The sequence below is a fragment of the Myxacorys sp. genome (assembly GCF_059501405.1).
Genome location: NZ_JCACCM010000120.1, coordinates 1 through 19,620, shown reverse-complemented (window position 1 = coordinate 19,620; position 19,620 = coordinate 1). Strand labels below are relative to the sequence as shown.

Here is a 19,620-nt window from a genome sequence, read left to right as displayed (position 1 = left end):
ATTCACCGTCCTCACTAGCTTTCCAGCTTCTTAGTTTTGTCAGTCAAGCAGGTTGCCACTGTTACCTCACGCTCCCTTACGATCAGGATTTACAGCCAAAGCTTGCCCGGAACGCGATGGAACGCGCCATCGCGCCATTGCGCTCTAGTAATTTAATCAGTGAACAGCGATTTTGATAATGGTTCACGCTCTAGCACGTTCTCAGGTTGAAGCATTATGCTATGTTGCAGGAATAGAGACCTAAGTCTAAACAGACAATTTCCTGCTTAACAGTTTGGATTAGTGATTTAGACAAACGTGATTTAGACAAACGTGATTTAGACAAAGAAAAACGTTGCTATGAATATCGCTGGCTGCAATTTATCAGAAGTACTTTATGAAGGGGCAAATACCGTCATTTATCGTGCTTCTAAAGAGCCAGAGCATTACTCTGTGGTGATCAAAACACTCCGATCTGAGCATCCCACGGTTGAAGAACTAACACGATTAAAGCACGAGTTCAAGATCCTTCAATCCCTAAACATTGATGGAGTCATTAAACCCCTGGCCCTGGAGAATCATCAGAATGGTTTGGCTCTCATTTTGTCAGATTTTGAAGGGGAATCGTTAGCAAAATCTCTTGCAGGTCAACCTTTGGAGTTGAGTTGCTTTTTACAAGTTGCGATTCAACTGGCTTCAGCCCTGACGCAGCTGCACCAAAACAATATTATTCATAAAGACATTAATCCTCATAACATCATTATTAATTCCAGAACGCAAGTTCAGATTATTGATTTTAGTATTGCTTCTTATTTATCAAAAGAAAATCAAACCAGCAATCCTTCTGATTTGCTTGAAGGCACGCTTGCCTACATGTCACCCGAACAGACTGGGCGAATGAATCGCTCGATCGACTACCGGACTGATTTCTATTCGTTGGGTGTCACTTTCTATGAACTGCTAACAGGTCAACTGCCGTATCAAACCGCTGACCCTTTAGAACTGATTCACTGCCACATTGCAAAAACCCCGGCGTCTCCTGAAGCGCTGAATCCCAGCATTCCTTCAGCCGTGTCTGACCTAGTGATGAAGTTACTTGCTAAAACCGCAGAAGAACGCTATCAAAGTGGGCTAGGGCTGAAAGCAGATTTAGAAGTGTGTCTAAGAATGCTGCAAACGGCGGGTGACATTGCTCCCTTTCAGATTGGAGAGCTGGATTTATGCAGTCAATTCTCGATTCCGCAGAAGCTGTATGGACGCGAACCAGAAGTTCAGGTGTTGATCAATGCCTTCGATCGCGCTCAAGCTGGCAGCACGGAGATGCTGCTCGTGAGGGGTTATTCTGGGGTTGGCAAGTCTTCTTTAGTCAACGAAGTTCACAAATCGATTAGCGCAAAGCGCAACTTCGTAGAAAACGCGTCGCACGCTTCGAGAAAAATTGGGCATTCGCGCGGCTACTTTATTTCTGGCAAGTTTGATCAATTTAAGCGAAACATTCCTTATGCTTCTCTGATTCAAGCCTTTCAGGAATTGATGCGGCAGCTTTTGACAGAGAGCGATCGCAGCATATCGATTTGGCGATCGCAGCTTTTAGAGGCACTCGGAGCAAATGGTCAAGTGCTGATCGATGTCATTCCTGAAGTAGAACGGATTATTGGAGCACAGCCCGCCGTTCCTCAGTTGGGAGCATCCGAATCCCAAAACCGATTCAATCGAGTATTTCAACAATTTATCCGGGTCTTTAGTCAACCCGAACATCCCCTGGTTGTGTTTCTGGATGATTTGCAGTGGGCAGATCTGTCTTCTCTCAAATTGATTGAACGGATTGTGACTGATCCAGAGTGCCAATATTTACTGCTCATCGGAGCCTATCGGGACAATGAGGTGAGCGCCACGCATCCACTGCTGCAAACCTTAGAGCAGATTCAACAGAGCGGCGCAACAGTGAATCAGATTATCCTTCGCCCTTTAACCCAAGCGCATGTGACCCAATTGGTCATGGAGACCCTCCGCACTGACCTTGCCACCACCCAACCTTTGGCGGACCTGGTGTTTCACAAAACTCAGGGCAATCCGTTTTTTCTAACTCAACTGCTCAACTCCCTTCATCAAGATCAGTTGCTGTCATTCAATTTCAGTCAACGCTGCTGGCAGTGGGATATGGCGGACCTGCAAAGCATTGACATCACTGAAAATGTGGTTGAGTTGATGGTTGGTCAAGTTCAAAAGCGATCGCGAACAACGCAAAATATTTTGAAATTAGCGGCTTGTATTGGTGACCACTTCACGCTAGATGTTTTAGCGATCGTGCATGAAAAATCTCAATCCGAAACAGCAAAAGATTTGTGGGAAGCCTTGCAAGCAGGGTTAATTCTGCCGCTGTCTAAAGCGTATAAAATTCCCCTCATGCTAGAGGCTTCAGACGCGCTACAAGCTGACCTCCCTAAGGAAGTCGGTTACAGGTTTTTGCACGATCGGGTGCAGCAAGCCGCCTATTCCCTCATTCCAGAGTCGCAGAAGCAAGAGACGCATCTTAAAATTGGTCGATTACTGCTCCGCAGCACTCCACCGGAAGACCGTAAAGAAAATATTTTTGCGTTAGTGAATCACCTCAATTATGGGGCTGATTTACTAACGTTAAAGTCAGAAAGAGATGAGCTAGCTGAACTCAATTTGATGGCAGGACAGAAAGCGAAAGCAGCAACTGCGTATGAATCTGCGATTCGCTACTTAAAAGCGGGATTGAGTCTATTGAGCGCTAACAGTTGGCAGCAGCAGTACCCGCTAACGCTGGCACTCTACGAAGCCGCGATCGAGACGGCCTATCTCAATGGCGACTTTGAGCAGATGGAGCAATGGGCAACCCTTGTCTTGCAGCAGGCGAACAGTGCAATCGACACGATGAAAGTGTATGAGATTAGAATTCAAGCTTGTATGGCGCAACTCAAACCGCTTGAAGCGGTCGAAATTGGCTTACAAGCGCTAGAGCTACTGGGAATGAGATTGCCAGCGTCGCCGAGTCCTTTAGAGATTCAGCAGACGATCGCTCAAACAGCCGCAAATTTAGCTGGGAAGAACATCGCAGGTTTGATTGATTTACCAACAATGACAGAACCCGATAAACTGGCAGCCGTGCAGATGCTGACCAGCTTAGGTTCTCCTACTTATCAGTCTGCGCCGACCCTATTTCCATTAGTGATTTGCGAACAGGTAAATCTATCGATTCGCTACGGCAATGCTCCGTTTTCAGCTTATGGCTATGTTTGTTACGGGGTAATTTTAAACGGGATCATGCATGATCCTGAGTCAGCGTATCAGTTTGGTCAACTCGCGTTCAATCTAGTCGAACGGTTCAATATTTTAGCGCTTAGAACGAGTACATTTTTCGTGGGCGGAGCATGTACAGTACATGGCAAAGTTCATGCCAGAGAAACGCTGCCACTGTTGCTAAACGGATATCAAAGTGGATTAGAGAACGGACATTTTGAATATGGTGGGTATGCGGCTATGCAACGTTGCCAATATTCCTATTTTATCGGTCAAGAACTCACAAAACTTGAGCCAGAAATGGCGATGGTTAGCGATGCACTGGCCCAACTTAATCAAAAAAATGCTTTGGGTTGGAATCAGATTTTTCAGCAGAGTGTGCTTAATTTGCTGCAACCTTCTGAGCATCCATTCTGTTTAGTAGGGAGTGCCTATAACGAAGAGAAAGCATTACCCATTCTTCAAGCAGCAAATGACAGAACGAGCCTGCACTATTTTTATTTAAATAAACTCATTCTTTGCTATTTATTTGAAGAGCATGAGCAAGCTATAGAAAATGCTGCGCTAGCCGAAGAATATTTAGATGGGGTGACAGCATTCTTGGCTGTCCCTGTGTTTTACTTCTACGATTCATTGGCTCATCTTGCGAGTCTTTCGAGCTTGGTGGAGCCGATTTCTTTGAAGTTGTGCCCTGCGCTAAGCGAGTCATCGGCATCGCAGCAAAATATTCTCAGCAAAGTGAGAAGCAATCAGGAAAAAATGCTCGTTTGGGCCAACCATGCTCCGATGAATTTTCAGCATAAGTATGATTTGGTTGAGGCAGAGAGGATGAGGCTTCTGGGAAACCGAATTGGTGCGATGGATTTGTACGATCGCGCGATCGCAGGAGCTAAAGAACACGGATATCTCCAAGAAGAAGCTCTCGCGAATGAGCGAGCCGCAAAGTTCTATTTCTCTATTAACAGAACTAAACTTGCTAAAGAGTATTTAAGTAATGCTTACTATGGCTATGTTAGTTGGGGCGCGACGACTAAGGTCAAACGTTTAGAAGCACAGCATCCCGATATTTTTCTTCGGCAGCCGAGGGAATTAATCGAGGACAATCCGCGCCCTTACACGACAACCAAAAAGTATTCTGAAACGCTAGATCTCGCTACCGTTATGAAAGCTTCTCAAGTGCTTTCTAGCGAGATTGTCCTCGATAGACTGCTGACCAAGTTTATGCAGCTTGTCATTGAGAACGCTGGTGCAGAAAAAGGATTTTTGCTATTAGAAAAAGCGGGAGAGTTACAGATTGAAGCGTCTGGAGCTATTGATCATCATCAAGTAACCGTCGAGCAGCCTAGAGCAATGAGCACTTCGCGCACCCCTGAAGGCATCGCATTATCAGCTCTTTGCCCCATGTCTGTTGTGAATTACGTTGCGAGAACGGGCGAGCCCGTTGTGTTAAGTGATGCCGCTCACGATGGGGCTTTTACACTAGATGTTTATATTGCAGAATGGCAACCTAAGTCCGTGTTGTGTGCGCCCATTTTGCATCAAGGCAAGCTGACTGGCGTCCTTTATTTAGAGAATAATTTGACGATCGCCGCCTTTACCCCAGAGCGACTAGAAGTTCTGCAATTACTCTCGTCTCAAGCGGCGATCTCAATCGAAAATGCGCGGCTGTATACTGACCTAGCAGAAGCAAATCGCACCTTAGAAGCAAAGGTAGAAGAGCGAACCCTAGAACTGCAAGCTAAAAATTTGCATTTGCAACAAGAAATTAGTGAACGCCAACGGGCAGAAGAAGTGGCGGATGCGGCAAACCGGGCGAAGAGCGAATTCTTAGCAAATATGAGCCACGAACTCCGTACGCCGCTCAACGGCATTCTAGGCTATGCCCAAATTCTGGGGAAGGATGCGGCGCTAACAGACTTGCAAAAAAATGGGATCAATGTGATTCGTCGCTGTGGTGAACATTTGCTGATGTTGATCAACGATGTTTTAGATGTGTCGAAAATTGAAGCCCGAAAAATGGAACTTCACCTCGATGATTTCTATTTTTCGGATTTTCTGGAGGGAATTGTAGCCATTTGTGGAATCCGGGCTGAACAAAAAGGAATTGCTTTTACGTATAGCGCGCTGTCGCCATTGCCCAGATTAGTTCAGGCAGACGAAAAACGCTTGCGGCAAGTTCTGTTAAATCTCCTGGGCAATGCGGTTAAATTCACCGAGAAAGGTGAGGTCACGTTCAAAGTTGGCTATCTATCTGCATTTGAGCCAGACACTCGCCTCACCTCAAAAATTCGATTTCAAGTCGAAGACACGGGTGTTGGCATCATTCAAGAGCAGTTCCAGGAAATCTTTTTACCCTTTAGACAGGTGGGTGAACACCGTGGGCGAACGGAAGGAACCGGATTGGGATTGGCGATTAGCCGCCAACTGGTTCAACTGATGGACAGTGATATCCACGCAGAAAGCGCTCCGGGAAAAGGAAGTATTTTCTGGTTTGATTTAGACCTGGCTGAAGTGTGTCATCTGTCGAATTTTACGATCGCTGGCTCTACGATTCGTGGGTTCAACGGCGATCGCAAAACCATCTTGGTTGTAGACGATAAGGAGCCGAATCGTCTGGTGTTAATCAATTTGCTACAGCCGCTTGGGTTTGAGGTGTTTGAAGCAACCAACGGTCAAGACGCCCTGCAAAAGGCGCGCCAGTTTCAGCCGGATGTGATTTTAATGGACTTAGCCATGCCGACAATGGACGGGTTTGAGGCAACTCGTCAAATCCGGCTCTCTCCAGACCTACAGCAGACGGTGATTATTGCCACCTCGGCGAGTGTCTTTGAAATGGATCAACAGCAAAGCCGGAGCGTCGGCTGCAATGGGTTTTTGTCGAAACCCATTCGGGAAGCAGAGCTACTAGAGCAGCTATCGGTTCACCTGAAGCTGGAATGGATTTATGAACCCTCCACGGATTTAAACCGCCCGCAGCCAAACAGCCTTGAATCAAGCAGCATTGAGCCAAACAGGACGGGCCCATCTTTGCTCACTCCTCAAGCGCCAATCATTGCTCCCCCTGCCGAAGAACTTGCGGCTTTACTCGATTTAGCCAGGATGGGTGACTTGAGGGCGATCGCAGAGCGAGCCGCTAAACTGGAATCACGCGATTCGCAGTGGATACCCTTCGCAGCGCATCTCCGCCAACTCACAAAAACGTTTAGAAGACGACAAATTCTGGAGTTTATTCAACAATTCCAAATTACGGATTGAAATGATTGAGTGAAAATTATGGCTGATCAGGGCGTCGTCCTCATTGTGGATGACACACTCACAAATTTAGAAGTGTTATTTGATTCTCTCATCAACGCCGACTTCAAAATCTTGGTGGCAGAGGACGGCGAAAGCGCGATCGACACGGCCAACTATGCGCTACCCGATCTGATTTTGCTTGACATTCTCATGCCCGACATCGACGGATTTGAAACCTTTCGTCGATTGAAAGCTAATCATGCCACCGCAGACATTCCAGTCATCTTTATGACGGCACTGAGTGAAACGGTGGATAAAGTAAAAGGCTTTACCTTGGGGGCAGTAGACTATATTACAAAGCCCTTTCAGCAAGAAGAGGTACTGGCCCGCGTTCAAACTCATCTACGGCTTCGACAGCTTACCAAGCAACTCCAAGAACAAATGGCCCGCGAGCAAGCCATCCGCGCCGAAGCAGAAGCCGAACGCAGCCGAGCCACAAATATTCTAGAAAGCATTACAGACGGGTTTTTCGCGCTCGATCAGGAGTGGCGATTTACTTACTTAAACCCCCAAGCAGAGCCGCTTCTGCAACGAAAGCGAGATGATTTGTTAGGTAGAAAGATTTGGGATGAGTTTCCCGAAGCTATTCACTCGTCGTTTTATCAGAAATATCATCGTGCCGCAACTCAACGAATCAGCGTTGAATTTGAAGAATTTTATCCCCCTTTAAATGCTTGGTTTGCCGTTCATGCCTATCCTGCCAAAAATGGTATATCGGTTTATTTTCAGGACATTACGGCTCGTAGAATGGCGCAGGAAGAATTGCAGCGTCAGTATCAGCGATCGCAGCTGTTCGCAGAAGTCACCCTCAAAATTCGTCAGTCGTTAAATCTTAACGAAATTCTGCAAACCGCCGTCACCGAAGTCCAAAAAATTCTGCAGGCTGATCGCGTGCTGATCTATCAATTACGGGCAGATGGAAGCGGGAGCGGAGTCGCCGAGGAGGTACTACCAGGCTGGTCGCCAGTGCTAGGGAAAAAATTTCCGGAAGAGGTGTTTCCCACCGAGTACCGAGAGCCGTACCGCCAGGGACGAATTCGTAATATTCCAGATGTCACAGATCAGAAAGAGCACGTTCCGCCTTGTTTGATCGAGTTTGTGCAACAGTTTCAGGTCAAAGCCAAATTAGTGGTGCCGATTTTAATCAAATCAGAACTCTGGGGATTGCTAATTGCTCATCAATGTGCCGATCCTCGTTTCTGGACTCGCTTTGAAGCAGAACTGCTTCAGCAACTCGCCGATCAGATCGGCATCGCCATCACTCAAGGGCAATTACTAGAGCAAGAGACTCGCCAGCGTCAAGAACTCGGTCGTTCTAATGCTGACCTGCAACAGTTTGCCTACATTGCGTCTCACGACTTGCAAGAACCGTTGCGCATGATCACGAGCTATCTCCAGCTATTAGAGCGCCGTTATAAAGATCGCCTAGATGAAAACGCCAGCGAGTTTATTGCTTATGCGGTAGAGGGAGCGGCTCGGATGAAGACGCTGATTAATGACTTATTAGCCTATTCCCGCGTTGGAACTCATGGTAGACCATTTGAGCAAGTCGATTGTACGGCGAGCGTCAAGCAAGCGATCGCCAACCTCAAGCTCTCTATTGCTGAAAGTCAGGCAACCATTACGTGGGATGAGTTGCCCGAAATTGTGGCAGATAGTACCCAACTGACTCAGCTATTTCAGAATCTAATCAGTAATGCCATTAAATTTCGCAGCGCAGATCCTCCAACCATTCATATTTCAGCCGTATCTCAAGCCGAGAACTGGCTCTTTCGAGTCCAAGATAACGGCATTGGCATTGAGCCTCAGTACGCTGACCGAATTTTTGTAATCTTTCAGCGTTTGCATAATCGAACCGAATATCCAGGAACAGGAATTGGGTTGGCAATTTGCAAAAAAATTATAGAGCGGCATGATGGGAATATATGGATAGAGTCTGAACCTGGAAAAGGTTCAACGTTCTGTTTTACCATCCCAGACCCAGCATGAGGAAGTCATCAATTTTGAGTACCGAATGTCCTGAAAGGCTAATCGAGATTTTGCTCGTGGAAGACAATCCTGGTGATGTCAGACTGACTCAGGAAGTTCTGAGGGAGGGGAATATCTTCAACCACTTGAGTGTCGTTGAAGATGGGGTTCAGGCGCTCGAATTTTTGCAGCAGCAAGGAAATTACAGTCACTCTCCTCGTCCCGATTTAATCTTGCTCGACTTGAATCTGCCCCGTAAAGATGGGCGGGAAGTCCTTGCAGAAATTAAATTCAGTACACACTTAAAACGGATTCCAGTAGTCGTCTTAACCACGTCTCAATCGAAGGAAGATGTTCTCAGAGCCTATGACTTTCATGCCAACTGTTACATTACAAAACCCATTGATTTAGAGCAGTTTATTAAAGTTGTCCGCACGATTGAACTGTTTTGGCTCACCATCGTAAAACTTCCATCAGAGTAACGATATGAATGATCAGATGATTAAAGTCTTGCTCATTGAAGACAACCCTGGTGATGCGCGGCTGTTGCAAGAACTCTTGATGGATGTGCCATCGGTGGCGTTTGGGCTAGAGCAGGTCGATCGCTTAAGTAGTGGTTTGACCCGGCTTCAAGAAGACAATTTTGATGTCATTCTGCTAGATCTTTCTTTACCCGATACTCAGGGATTGGAAACCTTTGTCACCCTCTACAGTCGCGCTCGAAATACGCCGATCGTCGTCATCACAGGTTTAAATGACGAAACAGTTGCCATTCATGCAGTCCAGGCAGGCGCACAGGACTACTTGGTGAAGGATCAAGTGACGGGCGATGTCCTCGTGCGATCGCTGAGATATGCGATCGAGCGTAAGCGAGCCGAACAAAAAATTCGTGAACAAGCGGCGCTGCTTGACATTGCCACGGACGCCATTTTGGTGCGAGATTTAGAGGGCCGAATTTTGTTCTGGAACAAAAGTGCGGAGCGGCTCTACGGCTGGAGCGCAGACCATGTTCTAGGAGAAACGGATGAATTGCTATACCAGCACCCTTTACCTCAATTTCAGGATGCTCAAAGCATCCTGTTTGACCAGGGTGAATGGTCTGGAGAACTGCACCAGGTGACAAAAAGCGGCGAAGAAGTCGTTGTTGAAAGTCGCTGGACCCTGATGCGCGATGATGACCACAAACCCAAATCGATTTTGGTCGTCAGCACCGATGTCACAGACAAGAAAAAACTAGAGGCTCAATTTCTGCGTGCCCAACGCATGGAAAGCATCGGCACGCTAGCGAGTGGTCTAGCTCATGACTTAAACAACATTCTCACTCCTGTTCTAGCAACGGCTCAACTGTTGCAGATAAAATTTCCTCACCTAGATGAACACAATCGACGGCTTCTGAAAACGATGGAGATCAACGCAAAGCGCGGGGCTGCTCTAGTCAAGCAAGTCTTACTCTTTGCCCGAGGCGTTGAAGGAGAACAAGCGGTTCTTCACTTGGAGCCTTTGATCTTAGAAACTCAGCATGTTATGGAAGAGACGTTTCCAAAATCAATTACGACTGATACACATCTTTCTCCAGCGCTTTGGACGATGACTGGAAACGCCACTCAACTCCATCAGGTGTTCATGAATCTCTGTGTCAATGCTCGGGATGCTATGCCAGGTGGAGGTACGTTGACCATTGCTGCGGAAAATGTGTTGCTTGATGAAAAGTGTACCCAAACAAATCTTGATGCTAAGGCGGGTTCCTTCATCAAAGTAACGGTTGCTGACACCGGAACGGGCATTCCGCCGGGAACCCTAGATCGAATGTTTGAGCCGTTTTTTACGACCAAGGAAATTGGCAAAGGCACAGGGCTGGGTCTGTCTACTGTCATTGGCATCATGAAGAGTCACGGTGGTTTTGTAACGGTGTCTAGTGACGTGGGACGGGGAACACAGTTTGATCTATTTTTTCCCGCTGTGATTGCAGCAAAATCTGAGGAGACAAACGATCCAGAAATCTTAGCAGGAAATAATGAACTGGTTCTGGTGGTGGATGACGAAGCGGCTATCCGTGACAGCAACAAAGTGTTGTTAGAAGCCTACAACTATCAGGTGTTGACCGCTTGCGATGGCATTGAGGCGCTCGACCTCTACATCAAGCACAAAGACAAAATTAGCTTGGTGCTGGTGGATATGATGATGCCTGTGATGGATGGTGAGATCACTATTAGCACGTTGCAAAAAATTAATCCGCAGGTCAAAATTGTTGCCGTTAGTGGACTTGTCTCTAGCTCTCAAACTGCCGGGGTAGCAAATTCAGCGTTCTTACCCAAGCCTTACACTGCCGAAGAACTAATCAGAACCGTCAGTCAGGCTTGCAGAGCAAGTTTGGCTTAGAGGATGTTATGAGCGTTAGCGGGTTTCCATCTGATTGCGGTTGTGATTCTGATGGTCAAACAGGTTGTTGAAATCCGGTTTCAAAGTCCATAAAAAATTCTCTAGCACGATCGCTAATCAACTAAAATATTCGGCTCACGCAGCAAACTCATCGCCTTTTCTTGTCCATAGACGTGAATTAGCATTCTGGGCATCCAAACATAATTCGCTTCGAGAGCAAGATTAGAATTCGTAAATGGAACATCTGGCTTCCAAAACGACAAAAACTCCTGAATGGGACGACCGATTTGGCTACACTTCAACGTCAGAAGATCCGCCAAGGCTTCGTCGCCCCCCCATAGCGCACAGTATGCTTCAGGCTCGACCACCATTACCCATCGCTTGTGGGCTGAGTATACAATATATCTATCGAAAAAGAGAAAAGGTCTTTCTGCGTCCATAAACTCTTGAGCGATTCCTTCATCGTTGAAGGCGTACTCTACCTGCTCAGTAAGAACATAGTAGTATGAGCTAGGTGTTGTCTCTAATAGTCCCCTGCGATTCGTATAAGTTGTTCTGCCTTCAAAATCAACATAAAGTCCAGGGTCATGAATGGAACGCATGAGATCTGCAAGGGCAGAAACCAGGTCTTTGTCTAGTTGAGCACCGCAGGGGTAGATGATATGGCGCGATGGTAGCTTGTCGGTGAAGTAAGTCTCAAGCATCTGATCGCCCTTGAGTTCGGTTGTGAGTTGCTCAACGATGGGTTGAAGCTCATTCTCATACTCATCCTGGGTGAGGGCACGCATCATTTTTTCTTCACGTCCAGTGTTTCAACATTAGAGAACATTGTTAGCCTAAAGAATAAAATAGTCCTGCGGCAACTAGAAAAGGTTGTGAACTTCTCACTAAGCTAAAGGCATGATTAGAAAACCATGTCTAACAGACTTGCGTGAGGTACCGCGAATATAAGCAGGAAAAAACGAGCAGCCGAGTGCGGTAATTCTGGACAAAGGAAAGGATTTGCAAGTCATCTCCAGCAGCCCAGAGCGGTTGTGGCTCGTGTCAATTTCGGTCATCAATTTACTTGCCTAGCCATTTTTCTAGGTTAGGTTCTACCCATTTCTCTGATGTCGAAGCGCGATCGCAGTTGGCATTCTGTAATTACGCCCACATTACAGAGGATTCGTCATGACCGCTTCAGACCCATTTCATGTGTTATCTACATTTTCAACTCAGTTAGCTGACGCGGTTGAACAAGCTGGACGCTCAATTGTATCTGTGAATGCTCGTCGTAAATTGTCATCAAGCGGCATCTATTGGAGAGAAGGCCTTGTTGTCACCGTCGATCACGCGATTCGGCGTGAAGAAGAGATTGCCATTACTTTGCCCGATGGGCGCACAACAACCGCCACCATTGCCGCCCGCGATGCCCGAACCGATTTAGCCTTGCTGAGCGTCCAAGCGGTCGATTTGCCCACCGCGGAGGTTGTGAATGCCGATCAGGTTAGAGTGGGACAGGTCGCCCTCGCGATCGCCCGCAATGCAGACGCCGCGATCAGTGCCAGCATGGGCATCATTAGCTCGCTGAGTGGGAGTTGGCGCTGGCACAGAGGCAGGCGAGGGGATACCTTGATTCGTCCATCGCTGCTGCTCTATCCCGGGTTTTCGGGCGGGGCATTGGTGAGTGCAACGGGACAAATCATTGGCATGAATACGGCAGGGCCACATCACATGAGTGTCACCATTCCAGCCGCGACGGTCGATCGGGTGGTGAATCAACTGCTACAACAAGGCACGATCGCACAGGGCTATTTGGGGCTTGGAATGCAAGCGGTACAGTTGCCCGATTCAATGCAGCGATCGCTGAATCTAGCTCATTCAACGGGTGTGATTGTCGTGAGCATCGAGCCAAACGCTCCAGCAGATCAAGCAGGTATCTTAATTGGCGATATTGTGGTGACATTGAACGGAACTACACTTGCAGATGTCAGCGATGTTCATGCGGTGTTAGATAGCCAGCAGATCGGACAAGTTCTCTTAGCACAAGTAGTTCGCGGCGGAGCCTTAGTCGAAGTTTCCATTACGGTTGGAGAACGCTCAGGGAGGAACGACTAATGGTAGTAGAGGTAATAGAGGCGTTTTCAACCGTGGCAGAGTCGTTGCGCCAATCTACAGTGCGAATTCGAGCGGGTCGCGCTGGAGTCGGATCAGGCGTGATTTGGCGCTCGGATGGATGGATTATCAGTAATGCTCATGTGGTGCGATCCCTTGGAACTCGTCACCGATCGAATCAGACGACGATCGAACTGGCAGATGGACGCGAATTTCTCGCGTCTGTGGTGTTGCAAAATGTGCAGCGAGATTTAGTCGCGCTGCACATCGAGGCAGACGATTTGCCCGCGATCGCAGTGGGTGATAGCGATTGCCTGAGAGCCGGAGAATTAGTCTTTGCAGTAGGGCATCCGTTGGGTGTTACCGGATCAGTGACGATGGGTGTCATTCAGACGGCATCAGCAAAAGCTTGGGTTCAAGCTGATGTTCAGCTTGCGCCCGGCAATTCGGGTGGAGTTCTGGCAAATGCTCGCGGTGAGGTGATTGGGATCAATACCATGATTGTGAATCGGTGTGGATGGGCGATTCCGAGCCGAGTGGTCGAACAATTCTTAGATGCTCCTGTGGCACGTCCGCATTTGGGGGTAACACTGGAAGTTGTGAAAGTACCGCTCAATCGTCGTCCTGCGTTCGGATTGCTAATTAGCGCGATCGCGCCCAACAGTCCCGCCGCTCAAGCTGAATTCCGCGTTGGAGATGTGCTAATCGGCGTCCGTGGTGCGCCGTTTCAGACGCCTCACGAACTCACTCAGATTCTAGACTGTTCAACAGTCGGAGATGGATTAGCGCTCAATCTTTTGCGAGGCGAACAGCATCTGATCTTGAACGTGATCCTACAAAGTCCTTCTGAACCTCAAGCGGCATGAGCGCGGTGCGTGTTGTCATCGTTGCCCAATCGATTGTGATGCAAGCCGGGTTAGAAGCCTTGCTGGCTACCGATCCGAGTGTCGAAGTGATCGGGCGGGCTGTGGGATGGGCAGCGCTCTCAGAAACGCTTCAGGTGCTTCAACCCGATGTCATGTTGGTAGAGTGGAATGCTCAGATCGCAACTTTAGTGGAGGACATTGAGTTAGAGGAGTGCGCGATCGTGGTGTTAATGAACGACGAACTCGAAGACACGATGGGCGCAGAGGCAATTGCAGCACTGTTGCGTTCAGGTGTACAAGGAATCTTACCGCTGGAAGCAGCAGCAGATGAGATCATCGCCGCGCTCAAAGCCGCTGCCACCGGACTTACTGTTCTGCATGCTGATGTGTTAGAGATGCTGTTAGCATTGCCATCTCGTTCAGCGTCTGAGGGGTTGATGTCGGGGTTGACTGCTCGTGAAACGGAGGTCTTAGGCATGTTGGCAGAAGGATTGGGCAATAAAGCGATCGCGCGTCGTCTCAACATTTCTGACCATACGGTCAAGTTTCACATCAGTTCAATTCTGAGTAAGCTGAATGCCTCTAGCCGAACCGAGGCCGTTATTCTAGGTGCAAAACAAGGTTGGATTTTGCTTTAGACCTGTCCGAGGGCATGACGACTGCCATGCCCTTATAGAATCAGTCGTCTGCAGCAATTTTTGAATGGGCATAACGACGCTTAAAGCATCTGAATTCCGCCACTCACTGGCAAATAAGCTCCTGTGACAAATCTCGCTTCCTCAGATGCCAACAGTAGAATTGCTCCTGCAACATCTTCTGGCAGTCCATTTCGTTTGAGTGGAATCCTTTGAGCAGAAGCCTCTTTGTACTCCTGTGGCAACTGCGCTGTGGCATCTGTCAGCGTTAGTCCGGGGGCGACCACATTGGCACGAATCTCGTAAGGGCCTAACTCCAAGGCCAGGCTTTTGATAAAGGCATCTAGTCCAGACTTCGCGGTACTGTGGGCAATAAATCCCTCGCCTGGATCGCGAGACAAGCCGCTGCTAATCGCAATAATGCACCCTCGCTGCTGTTCGATCATTGAGGGTACGATCGCTTTGCACGGGAAAAATGCTCCTTTGAGTTCTCCAAGCAATTTCGCCTCAAAGTCTTCCCATTGGTAGTCTGTAAAGGGAGCGATTGGAAAATTAGCATTGGCATTGATGATCAGCGTATCAATAGAACCGAACGTCTCTGTGACCTGCTGTACCATTGCACTGACTTGCTGAGGATCGCGCACGTCTGCTTTCACGGCAACTGCCCGACTACCCTCTGACGAAATTGCCTCAACAACCTGCTGAGCAGCGGCTTCACTGCCATAGTAGTTCACCCCAACAGCCGCACCCTGTTGCCCTAGAAGTTTTGCGGTAGCGGCTCCAATTCCGCGACTCGCTCCTGTAATGAGAACGACGCGATCGCGCATCAGCTTGTGCTGATCTGAGGTTTGGCTTTGTTGCGACGGGGTAGTAACCATAGTTTGACCTTGTTGAGTATTTAATCAGCTTTGACTAGGGATGATTGGTTCCGATGATTGGTTCCATTGACCTGAGAAAACAAAGTCATGCAGTGGTTTGCGGGTCCGTGGAGCTAAGGCTCGTTGCTGGAGTTTGTCGGACAACGCGTGTGGATCGCCCAAATACCCCAGCGCGATCGCAGCAACGGGTTCGTAGCCACCGGGAATATTGTAGGTCTCGCGCGCTTTAGGCACATCAAATCCTGCCATCTGATGGATCACCAATCCTAGCGCCGTTGCTTGAGTGGCTAAGTTAGCCGCTGCGGCTCCGACATCATGAAATGCGTGTCGGTTCTCCACACCGTTACGCTCAAAGTAGAGCTTTGCTACAGATAACATCAGCACCGGAGCCGTCTTCGCCCATTCTTGATTACCTTCCGCCAAGCATCCCAACAAGCGATCGAACTCGGCTTTGTTATCTTTTGTTGCAACAATAAAGCTCCAAGGTTGCTCATTATAGGAGGATGCCGCCCATCGTGCTGCTTCTAAAACACTGGATAATTTTTCTGGTTCAACAGGCTGATCTGAGAACGCTAAAGGACTCCAACGGCGCTGCAACACCTCTTCAATGGGATACTGAGTGTCCGCTGTTTTATCTGTTATTAGGCCAGTTCCAACCGCATTGTCTGCCATGTCATGAACCTCCAGTCATCAAAATAACCTGATTGTTTAGGTCATACCGTCGAGCGCGTCACTTACAGTCAAGCAGAAGTGGATTGAGTAATGTAACAAGAACTCCTATTGTCAGCTTCAGCAGATCCAGATGGCTCATAATTTAGAAAGCTCCTGATGACTGCACCAGCAATTCAACTTCAGTAGGATTGTGAAGTAGCAAAATCATTGAAGGGATAACAACGAAAAGTTGTATGGGCTTATACTAAACGCCTTAAGAGCATTCTTTCCTCTGACTTAAGTTGCGCTACACAAACTATTCAGGATGTCGGAAGGAGTAAACCCGTTTTGAGTTTGAATGTGAACGTAAATCCAACAACAGCAAAAAAAGCAGATACCGCTTGCGAACGCTGTGTATAATGACTGGCACAACAACAAACCTAACAACACCACCTGTTAAGCGGAATCCACAATGACCTACTCCATCTTGAGCCATGACTCGAAACAACAACTTGAGCAAGAGCGATCGCGGCTCATGCACGAACGCGAAACGATCATCGAATCGGTGACCGCAGAAATTAATCGGCTCATTCAACACATTGATGCCTTGCTAGGAAGCGAAGGAATGGCTGAAGGAAATGGTACTGTTGATGCGGCAGTTCCTACTGTTGATGCGGCAGTTCCTGCTAAGGGAACGCGGAAAGGAAAGGCGAAAAGCGCGGCTTCAGGTGCGGTTAGCTCTGCCAAGCTCCAAGAGAGCGCACCTTCTGATCTTGATGAGGTTACTGCACCAGATGACGGGCAACAAAAACGGAAGCGCCGTAAATCAAAATCATTCGATGCAGAAGATCTCAAATCTGAGTTTAAGGGTCTAACCGCGATCGATGCCATGATCCAGGTGATGAAGAAAGCGGGGGATCAAACCTTTTCGACGGATGAGATGATCGAGCAGGTGTATGGAGAGTTTGACGAGGCGGAGATGCCAAGAGCGCGGAAAAGCGTAGCAGGCGTGTTAGCTCGCGGCGCACGGTTCAACACGTTTGACAAAGTGGAAGAGAAGCCAGCGCGATATAAATTGAGCGATTCTGTTGCTTCTGCATAGATTCAGAGCAATTGATCGCAGGCATTAGCGCGATCGAAGCTTAGGACAATGTAGGTTGGGACAGTTTAGGTTGAAATCGGTTTGGTGAAGCTGCTACCGCGATCAAAACGAGGTGGCAGCGAACACAACTCTGGACAGACGGCAGTTTCTTTAGCGTTTGGCTACTTTTAACACTAAAGGCTCTTGAATGTACTGTCTGTCACCGTTATTGCACCATGCTGTATCGTAGCGTTACCCAAGATCGGATTTGCATCACCCAACCTACCCACGCTTGGGTGTCTGGGCAATTGGCGCAGGCATGGGGCAATGACAGTTTTGGTGCTTTCGCGCCCCGTGAGGCGGTATGTTTGGGAGCAGAACAGCATGATATTGGGTGGTTGCCGTGGGAAGCGGCTCCTACCCTCAATCCTAAAACTGGGTATCCTCATAGCTTTAGGGAAGTTGCACCAGAAGTACACACCAAGCTATGGGCAGGCGCGAAACAGTTGGCAATGCCGATGGGACGCTATGTTGCACTCCTAGTTTCGCTACATGGAACTGGGCTCTACGAACGCTTTACGAGTTGGCAAGGCTCTCCTGAATCTGCTCGTGTTGTTGAAGCGTTTCTGAAGCAGGAAAAGGAGTTCCAGCAAGATCTGATGGCGCGGCTTCGGCAAGATCCGGATTATGCAGCACATGTGACGCCAGACGCGATAGCGCGTAATCAACGATTAGTCGCCGTTTGGGATATGCTGTCTCTCGCCATTTGCATAGGTGTGACTGAGCAACAGCAGTTTGAAGCGGTTCCGCTTGCAACTGGAGACACAACGTTGACCCTGACGTTGATTGGTGAAAAGCGCAACTCCGAAGGAACCCGCAGTAACTCTACTCAGCTTCAAGTAGAGCCTTGGTGCTTCCGAGTGCCCTCTGTTGATTTGCTCTTTGAGGGACGCATCTTGAAAGAACCCGCACTAGACGAGAAAATGATGCAACAGCAGCTTGATAGTGCGCCTTGGGTAACGCTTACCACTATGCTTCGCGCCGCTTGAGTGACTGTTCACCCGTCTATTACGCCTCTTAAAGATTTGCTGCCTTGTCACTCGTTCGTGTTGAATATCCGTCCCTTGGTGTAGTGGGAGATAGTGCATTCTGGATGTTTGGATGAAGTTGTCTACGATCGTGCATGATGACCTCAACTCATTCTGTTGAACAACAGAGGGTGATGGAACGGAGCGCTCGCTGTCCGACAGCGGATTCACGGCAGATTCAATGATGAAGTCGTACCTGAACAGTTTCGCCACGTTGAGCAGCTAGTTTGGACGTGAGAGCATAGCGGTCATCTCTACACCACTGCTTTATAACAATCCTTGATACCGAATAAAAATTAGCACGACTGCCCACAATCCCAGAGCAACTTTGATGGCAACCAGAATGTTGAGCAGGGGAACGGCTCCACCGCGAATCAGTACGCCCAACTCTCCGTGAGGAAGTTCAACCCCTACCAGCGTGACCACTGACAAAACAATGAAAACAAGCACTGAAACCTTTTCCCAGGTGGCAGCGTGCCAACGTTGGTAAATCAACTCCATCCACTCGGAGGATGAGGTAATCGCCACCAGTCCGATCGCTGTTCCGCCTGCGACGCCTGCCGCAAACCCACCTCCCAGACTTGGGTGTCCTCGAATCGCCAGTTCAACCCCCACGATCGCGGCAATGGTTGCTCCCAATTGCGCCAGCACAATCGAGGGTTGATCGGTAAACCGATAAATGGTGCAGAATGGTCGCTCGTTTGCCAGCAGAAATTGAGCGCCCATAATGGAGATTGTAAACACGATGACTTCAAAAGGGGAAAAGTACCCCGAAGCCAGAAGACAATTCCCACCCCGATGCAGACATAGCTGAGGATATTGATCATGCTTCATTCATCCGTTTAATCACATGGGCTAGCAACATTAATCCGGCATTTCCCACACTCAAAATGATCACTCCAACCACTCCAATCATCCAATCACGGCGCAGAACGGAGACCACCAGAATCATCACCGATGTTTTGCTCGCAATACTGGCAAATGCCAGCATCTTTTGCCAGATGTCCTCATCCTGCCAAGCCTCATAGAGGGGAATAAGTAAAGCTAAAATCATGGCAATTAGGATTAAGTTCATCGCCTTTTCCTCCGTTGCACTCGATGAACTTCGTAACAGCCTTCTTCGTGGTATTTCACAACGCTCGTTTTGGGTGTAAACGTAATCAGAAAAATATCCAGGAAGATGAGTCCAGGAGAGCGCCGGGGTTTAGCTCGTTCCATCGTGATAGTCTCCTGCGTGTGCGGACAGAACATCAGTTCAAATGCTTCCAGATAAGCCTGGTGAATTGCCACTATGATTTTCCACGGCATCTGTAGCCACTCTTTATAATGCCGCAGGGGCAGTACGGCTATGGGGTATCAGGAAAGCAACACAAATACCAAGGATGATATTAGAGTTGTCGGGAAATAAAAACAAAGGTAGCTAACATGACCTTTCAAGTT

At 48.2% G+C, this 19,620-nt stretch carries 15 protein-coding genes; 9 read left to right on the top strand and 6 right to left on the bottom strand.

The window, feature by feature from the left end; all coding sequences use genetic code 11:
- Positions 1 to 339 precede the first annotated feature (339 nt).
- Genes AC5I6P_RS16040 through AC5I6P_RS16025 form a run of 4 tightly spaced genes read left to right on the top strand, consistent with a single transcriptional unit; the run spans position 340 to position 10,887 of the window.
- Entirely contained in the window at positions 340 to 6,501 is a 6,162-nt protein-coding gene (locus AC5I6P_RS16040; protein WP_495694780.1) for a hybrid sensor histidine kinase/response regulator, read from the top strand.
- 18 nt (positions 6,502 to 6,519) lie between these two features.
- Positions 6,520 to 8,529: an ATP-binding protein gene (locus AC5I6P_RS16035; protein ID WP_495694779.1), complete on the top strand. Its 2,010-nt coding sequence runs from the start codon at positions 6,520 to 6,522 to the stop codon at positions 8,527 to 8,529.
- Positions 8,526 to 8,990 (top strand): response regulator, encoded by a 465-nt coding sequence (locus tag AC5I6P_RS16030; RefSeq protein WP_495694778.1) that lies wholly within the window; start codon positions 8,526 to 8,528, stop codon positions 8,988 to 8,990. Before AC5I6P_RS16035 ends, AC5I6P_RS16030 begins: the two co-directional genes overlap by 4 nt.
- 4 nt (positions 8,991 to 8,994) lie before the next feature.
- The gene (locus tag AC5I6P_RS16025; protein WP_495694777.1) at positions 8,995 to 10,887 is read left to right on the top strand and encodes a hybrid sensor histidine kinase/response regulator; all 1,893 of its coding nucleotides are present in this window, start codon (positions 8,995 to 8,997) and stop codon (positions 10,885 to 10,887) included.
- A 113-nt stretch (positions 10,888 to 11,000) separates the two neighbouring features.
- Here AC5I6P_RS16025 and AC5I6P_RS16020 read toward each other — a convergent pair whose 3' ends face one another.
- Positions 11,001 to 11,678: a hypothetical protein gene (locus AC5I6P_RS16020; protein ID WP_495694776.1), complete on the bottom strand. Its 678-nt coding sequence runs from the start codon at positions 11,676 to 11,678 to the stop codon at positions 11,001 to 11,003.
- Between the two features lie 379 nt (positions 11,679 to 12,057).
- Here AC5I6P_RS16020 and AC5I6P_RS16015 point away from each other — a divergent pair, with 379 nt between their 5' ends.
- The 3 genes from AC5I6P_RS16015 to AC5I6P_RS16005 are packed head-to-tail and all read left to right on the top strand — an operon-like array spanning position 12,058 to position 14,485.
- Positions 12,058 to 12,984: a S1C family serine protease gene (locus tag AC5I6P_RS16015; RefSeq protein WP_495694775.1), complete on the top strand. Its 927-nt coding sequence runs from the start codon at positions 12,058 to 12,060 to the stop codon at positions 12,982 to 12,984.
- Positions 12,984 to 13,847, top strand: a complete 864-nt coding sequence (locus AC5I6P_RS16010; RefSeq protein WP_495694774.1) for a S1C family serine protease — start codon at positions 12,984 to 12,986, stop codon at positions 13,845 to 13,847. Before AC5I6P_RS16015 ends, AC5I6P_RS16010 begins: the two co-directional genes overlap by 1 nt.
- Entirely contained in the window at positions 13,844 to 14,485 is a 642-nt protein-coding gene (locus tag AC5I6P_RS16005; RefSeq protein ID WP_495694773.1) for a response regulator transcription factor, read from the top strand. Before AC5I6P_RS16010 ends, AC5I6P_RS16005 begins: the two co-directional genes overlap by 4 nt.
- 80 nt (positions 14,486 to 14,565) lie before the next feature.
- Here AC5I6P_RS16005 and AC5I6P_RS16000 read toward each other — a convergent pair whose 3' ends face one another.
- Positions 14,566 to 15,360 carry an SDR family oxidoreductase gene (locus tag AC5I6P_RS16000; RefSeq protein ID WP_495694772.1) on the bottom strand — a complete coding sequence of 265 codons (795 nt, stop codon included), beginning with the start codon at positions 15,358 to 15,360 and terminating at the stop codon, positions 14,566 to 14,568.
- Positions 15,361 to 15,384: 24 nt separating this feature from the next.
- Positions 15,385 to 16,032 carry a nitroreductase family protein gene (locus tag AC5I6P_RS15995; RefSeq protein ID WP_495694771.1) on the bottom strand — a complete coding sequence of 216 codons (648 nt, stop codon included), beginning with the start codon at positions 16,030 to 16,032 and terminating at the stop codon, positions 15,385 to 15,387.
- A gap of 451 nt (positions 16,033 to 16,483) precedes the next feature.
- Between AC5I6P_RS15995 and AC5I6P_RS15990 the strand changes: the two genes are divergently transcribed.
- Entirely contained in the window at positions 16,484 to 17,113 is a 630-nt protein-coding gene (locus AC5I6P_RS15990; protein ID WP_495694770.1) for a hypothetical protein, read from the top strand.
- A gap of 215 nt (positions 17,114 to 17,328) precedes the next feature.
- Positions 17,329 to 18,141 (top strand): DUF3891 family protein, encoded by an 813-nt coding sequence (locus AC5I6P_RS15985; protein WP_495694769.1) that lies wholly within the window; start codon positions 17,329 to 17,331, stop codon positions 18,139 to 18,141.
- Positions 18,142 to 18,447: 306 nt separating this feature from the next.
- Here AC5I6P_RS15985 and AC5I6P_RS15980 read toward each other — a convergent pair whose 3' ends face one another.
- From AC5I6P_RS15980 to AC5I6P_RS15970, 3 genes are read right to left on the bottom strand one after another with little or no spacing between them, the layout of a single operon-like run.
- Positions 18,448 to 19,014, bottom strand: a complete 567-nt coding sequence (locus tag AC5I6P_RS15980; RefSeq protein ID WP_495694768.1) for a Na(+)/H(+) antiporter subunit B — start codon at positions 19,012 to 19,014, stop codon at positions 18,448 to 18,450.
- On the bottom strand, positions 19,004 to 19,255 hold the full coding sequence (locus tag AC5I6P_RS15975; protein ID WP_495694767.1) for a hypothetical protein: 252 nt from the start codon (positions 19,253 to 19,255) through the stop codon (positions 19,004 to 19,006). Before AC5I6P_RS15975 ends, AC5I6P_RS15980 begins: the two co-directional genes overlap by 11 nt.
- Positions 19,252 to 19,488 (bottom strand): hypothetical protein, encoded by a 237-nt coding sequence (locus tag AC5I6P_RS15970; protein WP_495694766.1) that lies wholly within the window; start codon positions 19,486 to 19,488, stop codon positions 19,252 to 19,254. Before AC5I6P_RS15970 ends, AC5I6P_RS15975 begins: the two co-directional genes overlap by 4 nt.
- Positions 19,489 to 19,620: the final 132 nt, after the last annotated feature.

Bases quoted from the DNA above. Each gene is read 5' to 3' on its own strand.
- AC5I6P_RS16040 (WP_495694780.1), top strand. From the start codon at position 340: ATGAATATCGCTGGCTGCAATTTATCAGAAGTACTTTATGAAGGGGCA.
- AC5I6P_RS16035 (WP_495694779.1), top strand. From the start codon at position 6,520: ATGGCTGATCAGGGCGTCGTCCTCATTGTGGATGACACACTCACAAAT.
- AC5I6P_RS16030 (WP_495694778.1), top strand. From the start codon at position 8,526: ATGAGGAAGTCATCAATTTTGAGTACCGAATGTCCTGAAAGGCTAATC.
- AC5I6P_RS16025 (WP_495694777.1), top strand. From the start codon at position 8,995: ATGAATGATCAGATGATTAAAGTCTTGCTCATTGAAGACAACCCTGGT.
- AC5I6P_RS16020 (WP_495694776.1), bottom strand. From the start codon at position 11,678: ATGATGCGTGCCCTCACCCAGGATGAGTATGAGAATGAGCTTCAACCC.
- AC5I6P_RS16015 (WP_495694775.1), top strand. From the start codon at position 12,058: ATGACCGCTTCAGACCCATTTCATGTGTTATCTACATTTTCAACTCAG.
- AC5I6P_RS16010 (WP_495694774.1), top strand. From the start codon at position 12,984: ATGGTAGTAGAGGTAATAGAGGCGTTTTCAACCGTGGCAGAGTCGTTG.
- AC5I6P_RS16005 (WP_495694773.1), top strand. From the start codon at position 13,844: ATGAGCGCGGTGCGTGTTGTCATCGTTGCCCAATCGATTGTGATGCAA.
- AC5I6P_RS16000 (WP_495694772.1), bottom strand. From the start codon at position 15,360: ATGGTTACTACCCCGTCGCAACAAAGCCAAACCTCAGATCAGCACAAG.
- AC5I6P_RS15995 (WP_495694771.1), bottom strand. From the start codon at position 16,032: ATGGCAGACAATGCGGTTGGAACTGGCCTAATAACAGATAAAACAGCG.
- AC5I6P_RS15990 (WP_495694770.1), top strand. From the start codon at position 16,484: ATGACCTACTCCATCTTGAGCCATGACTCGAAACAACAACTTGAGCAA.
- AC5I6P_RS15985 (WP_495694769.1), top strand. From the start codon at position 17,329: ATGCTGTATCGTAGCGTTACCCAAGATCGGATTTGCATCACCCAACCT.
- AC5I6P_RS15980 (WP_495694768.1), bottom strand. From the start codon at position 19,014: ATGAAGCATGATCAATATCCTCAGCTATGTCTGCATCGGGGTGGGAAT.
- AC5I6P_RS15975 (WP_495694767.1), bottom strand. From the start codon at position 19,255: ATGAACTTAATCCTAATTGCCATGATTTTAGCTTTACTTATTCCCCTC.
- AC5I6P_RS15970 (WP_495694766.1), bottom strand. From the start codon at position 19,488: ATGCCGTGGAAAATCATAGTGGCAATTCACCAGGCTTATCTGGAAGCA.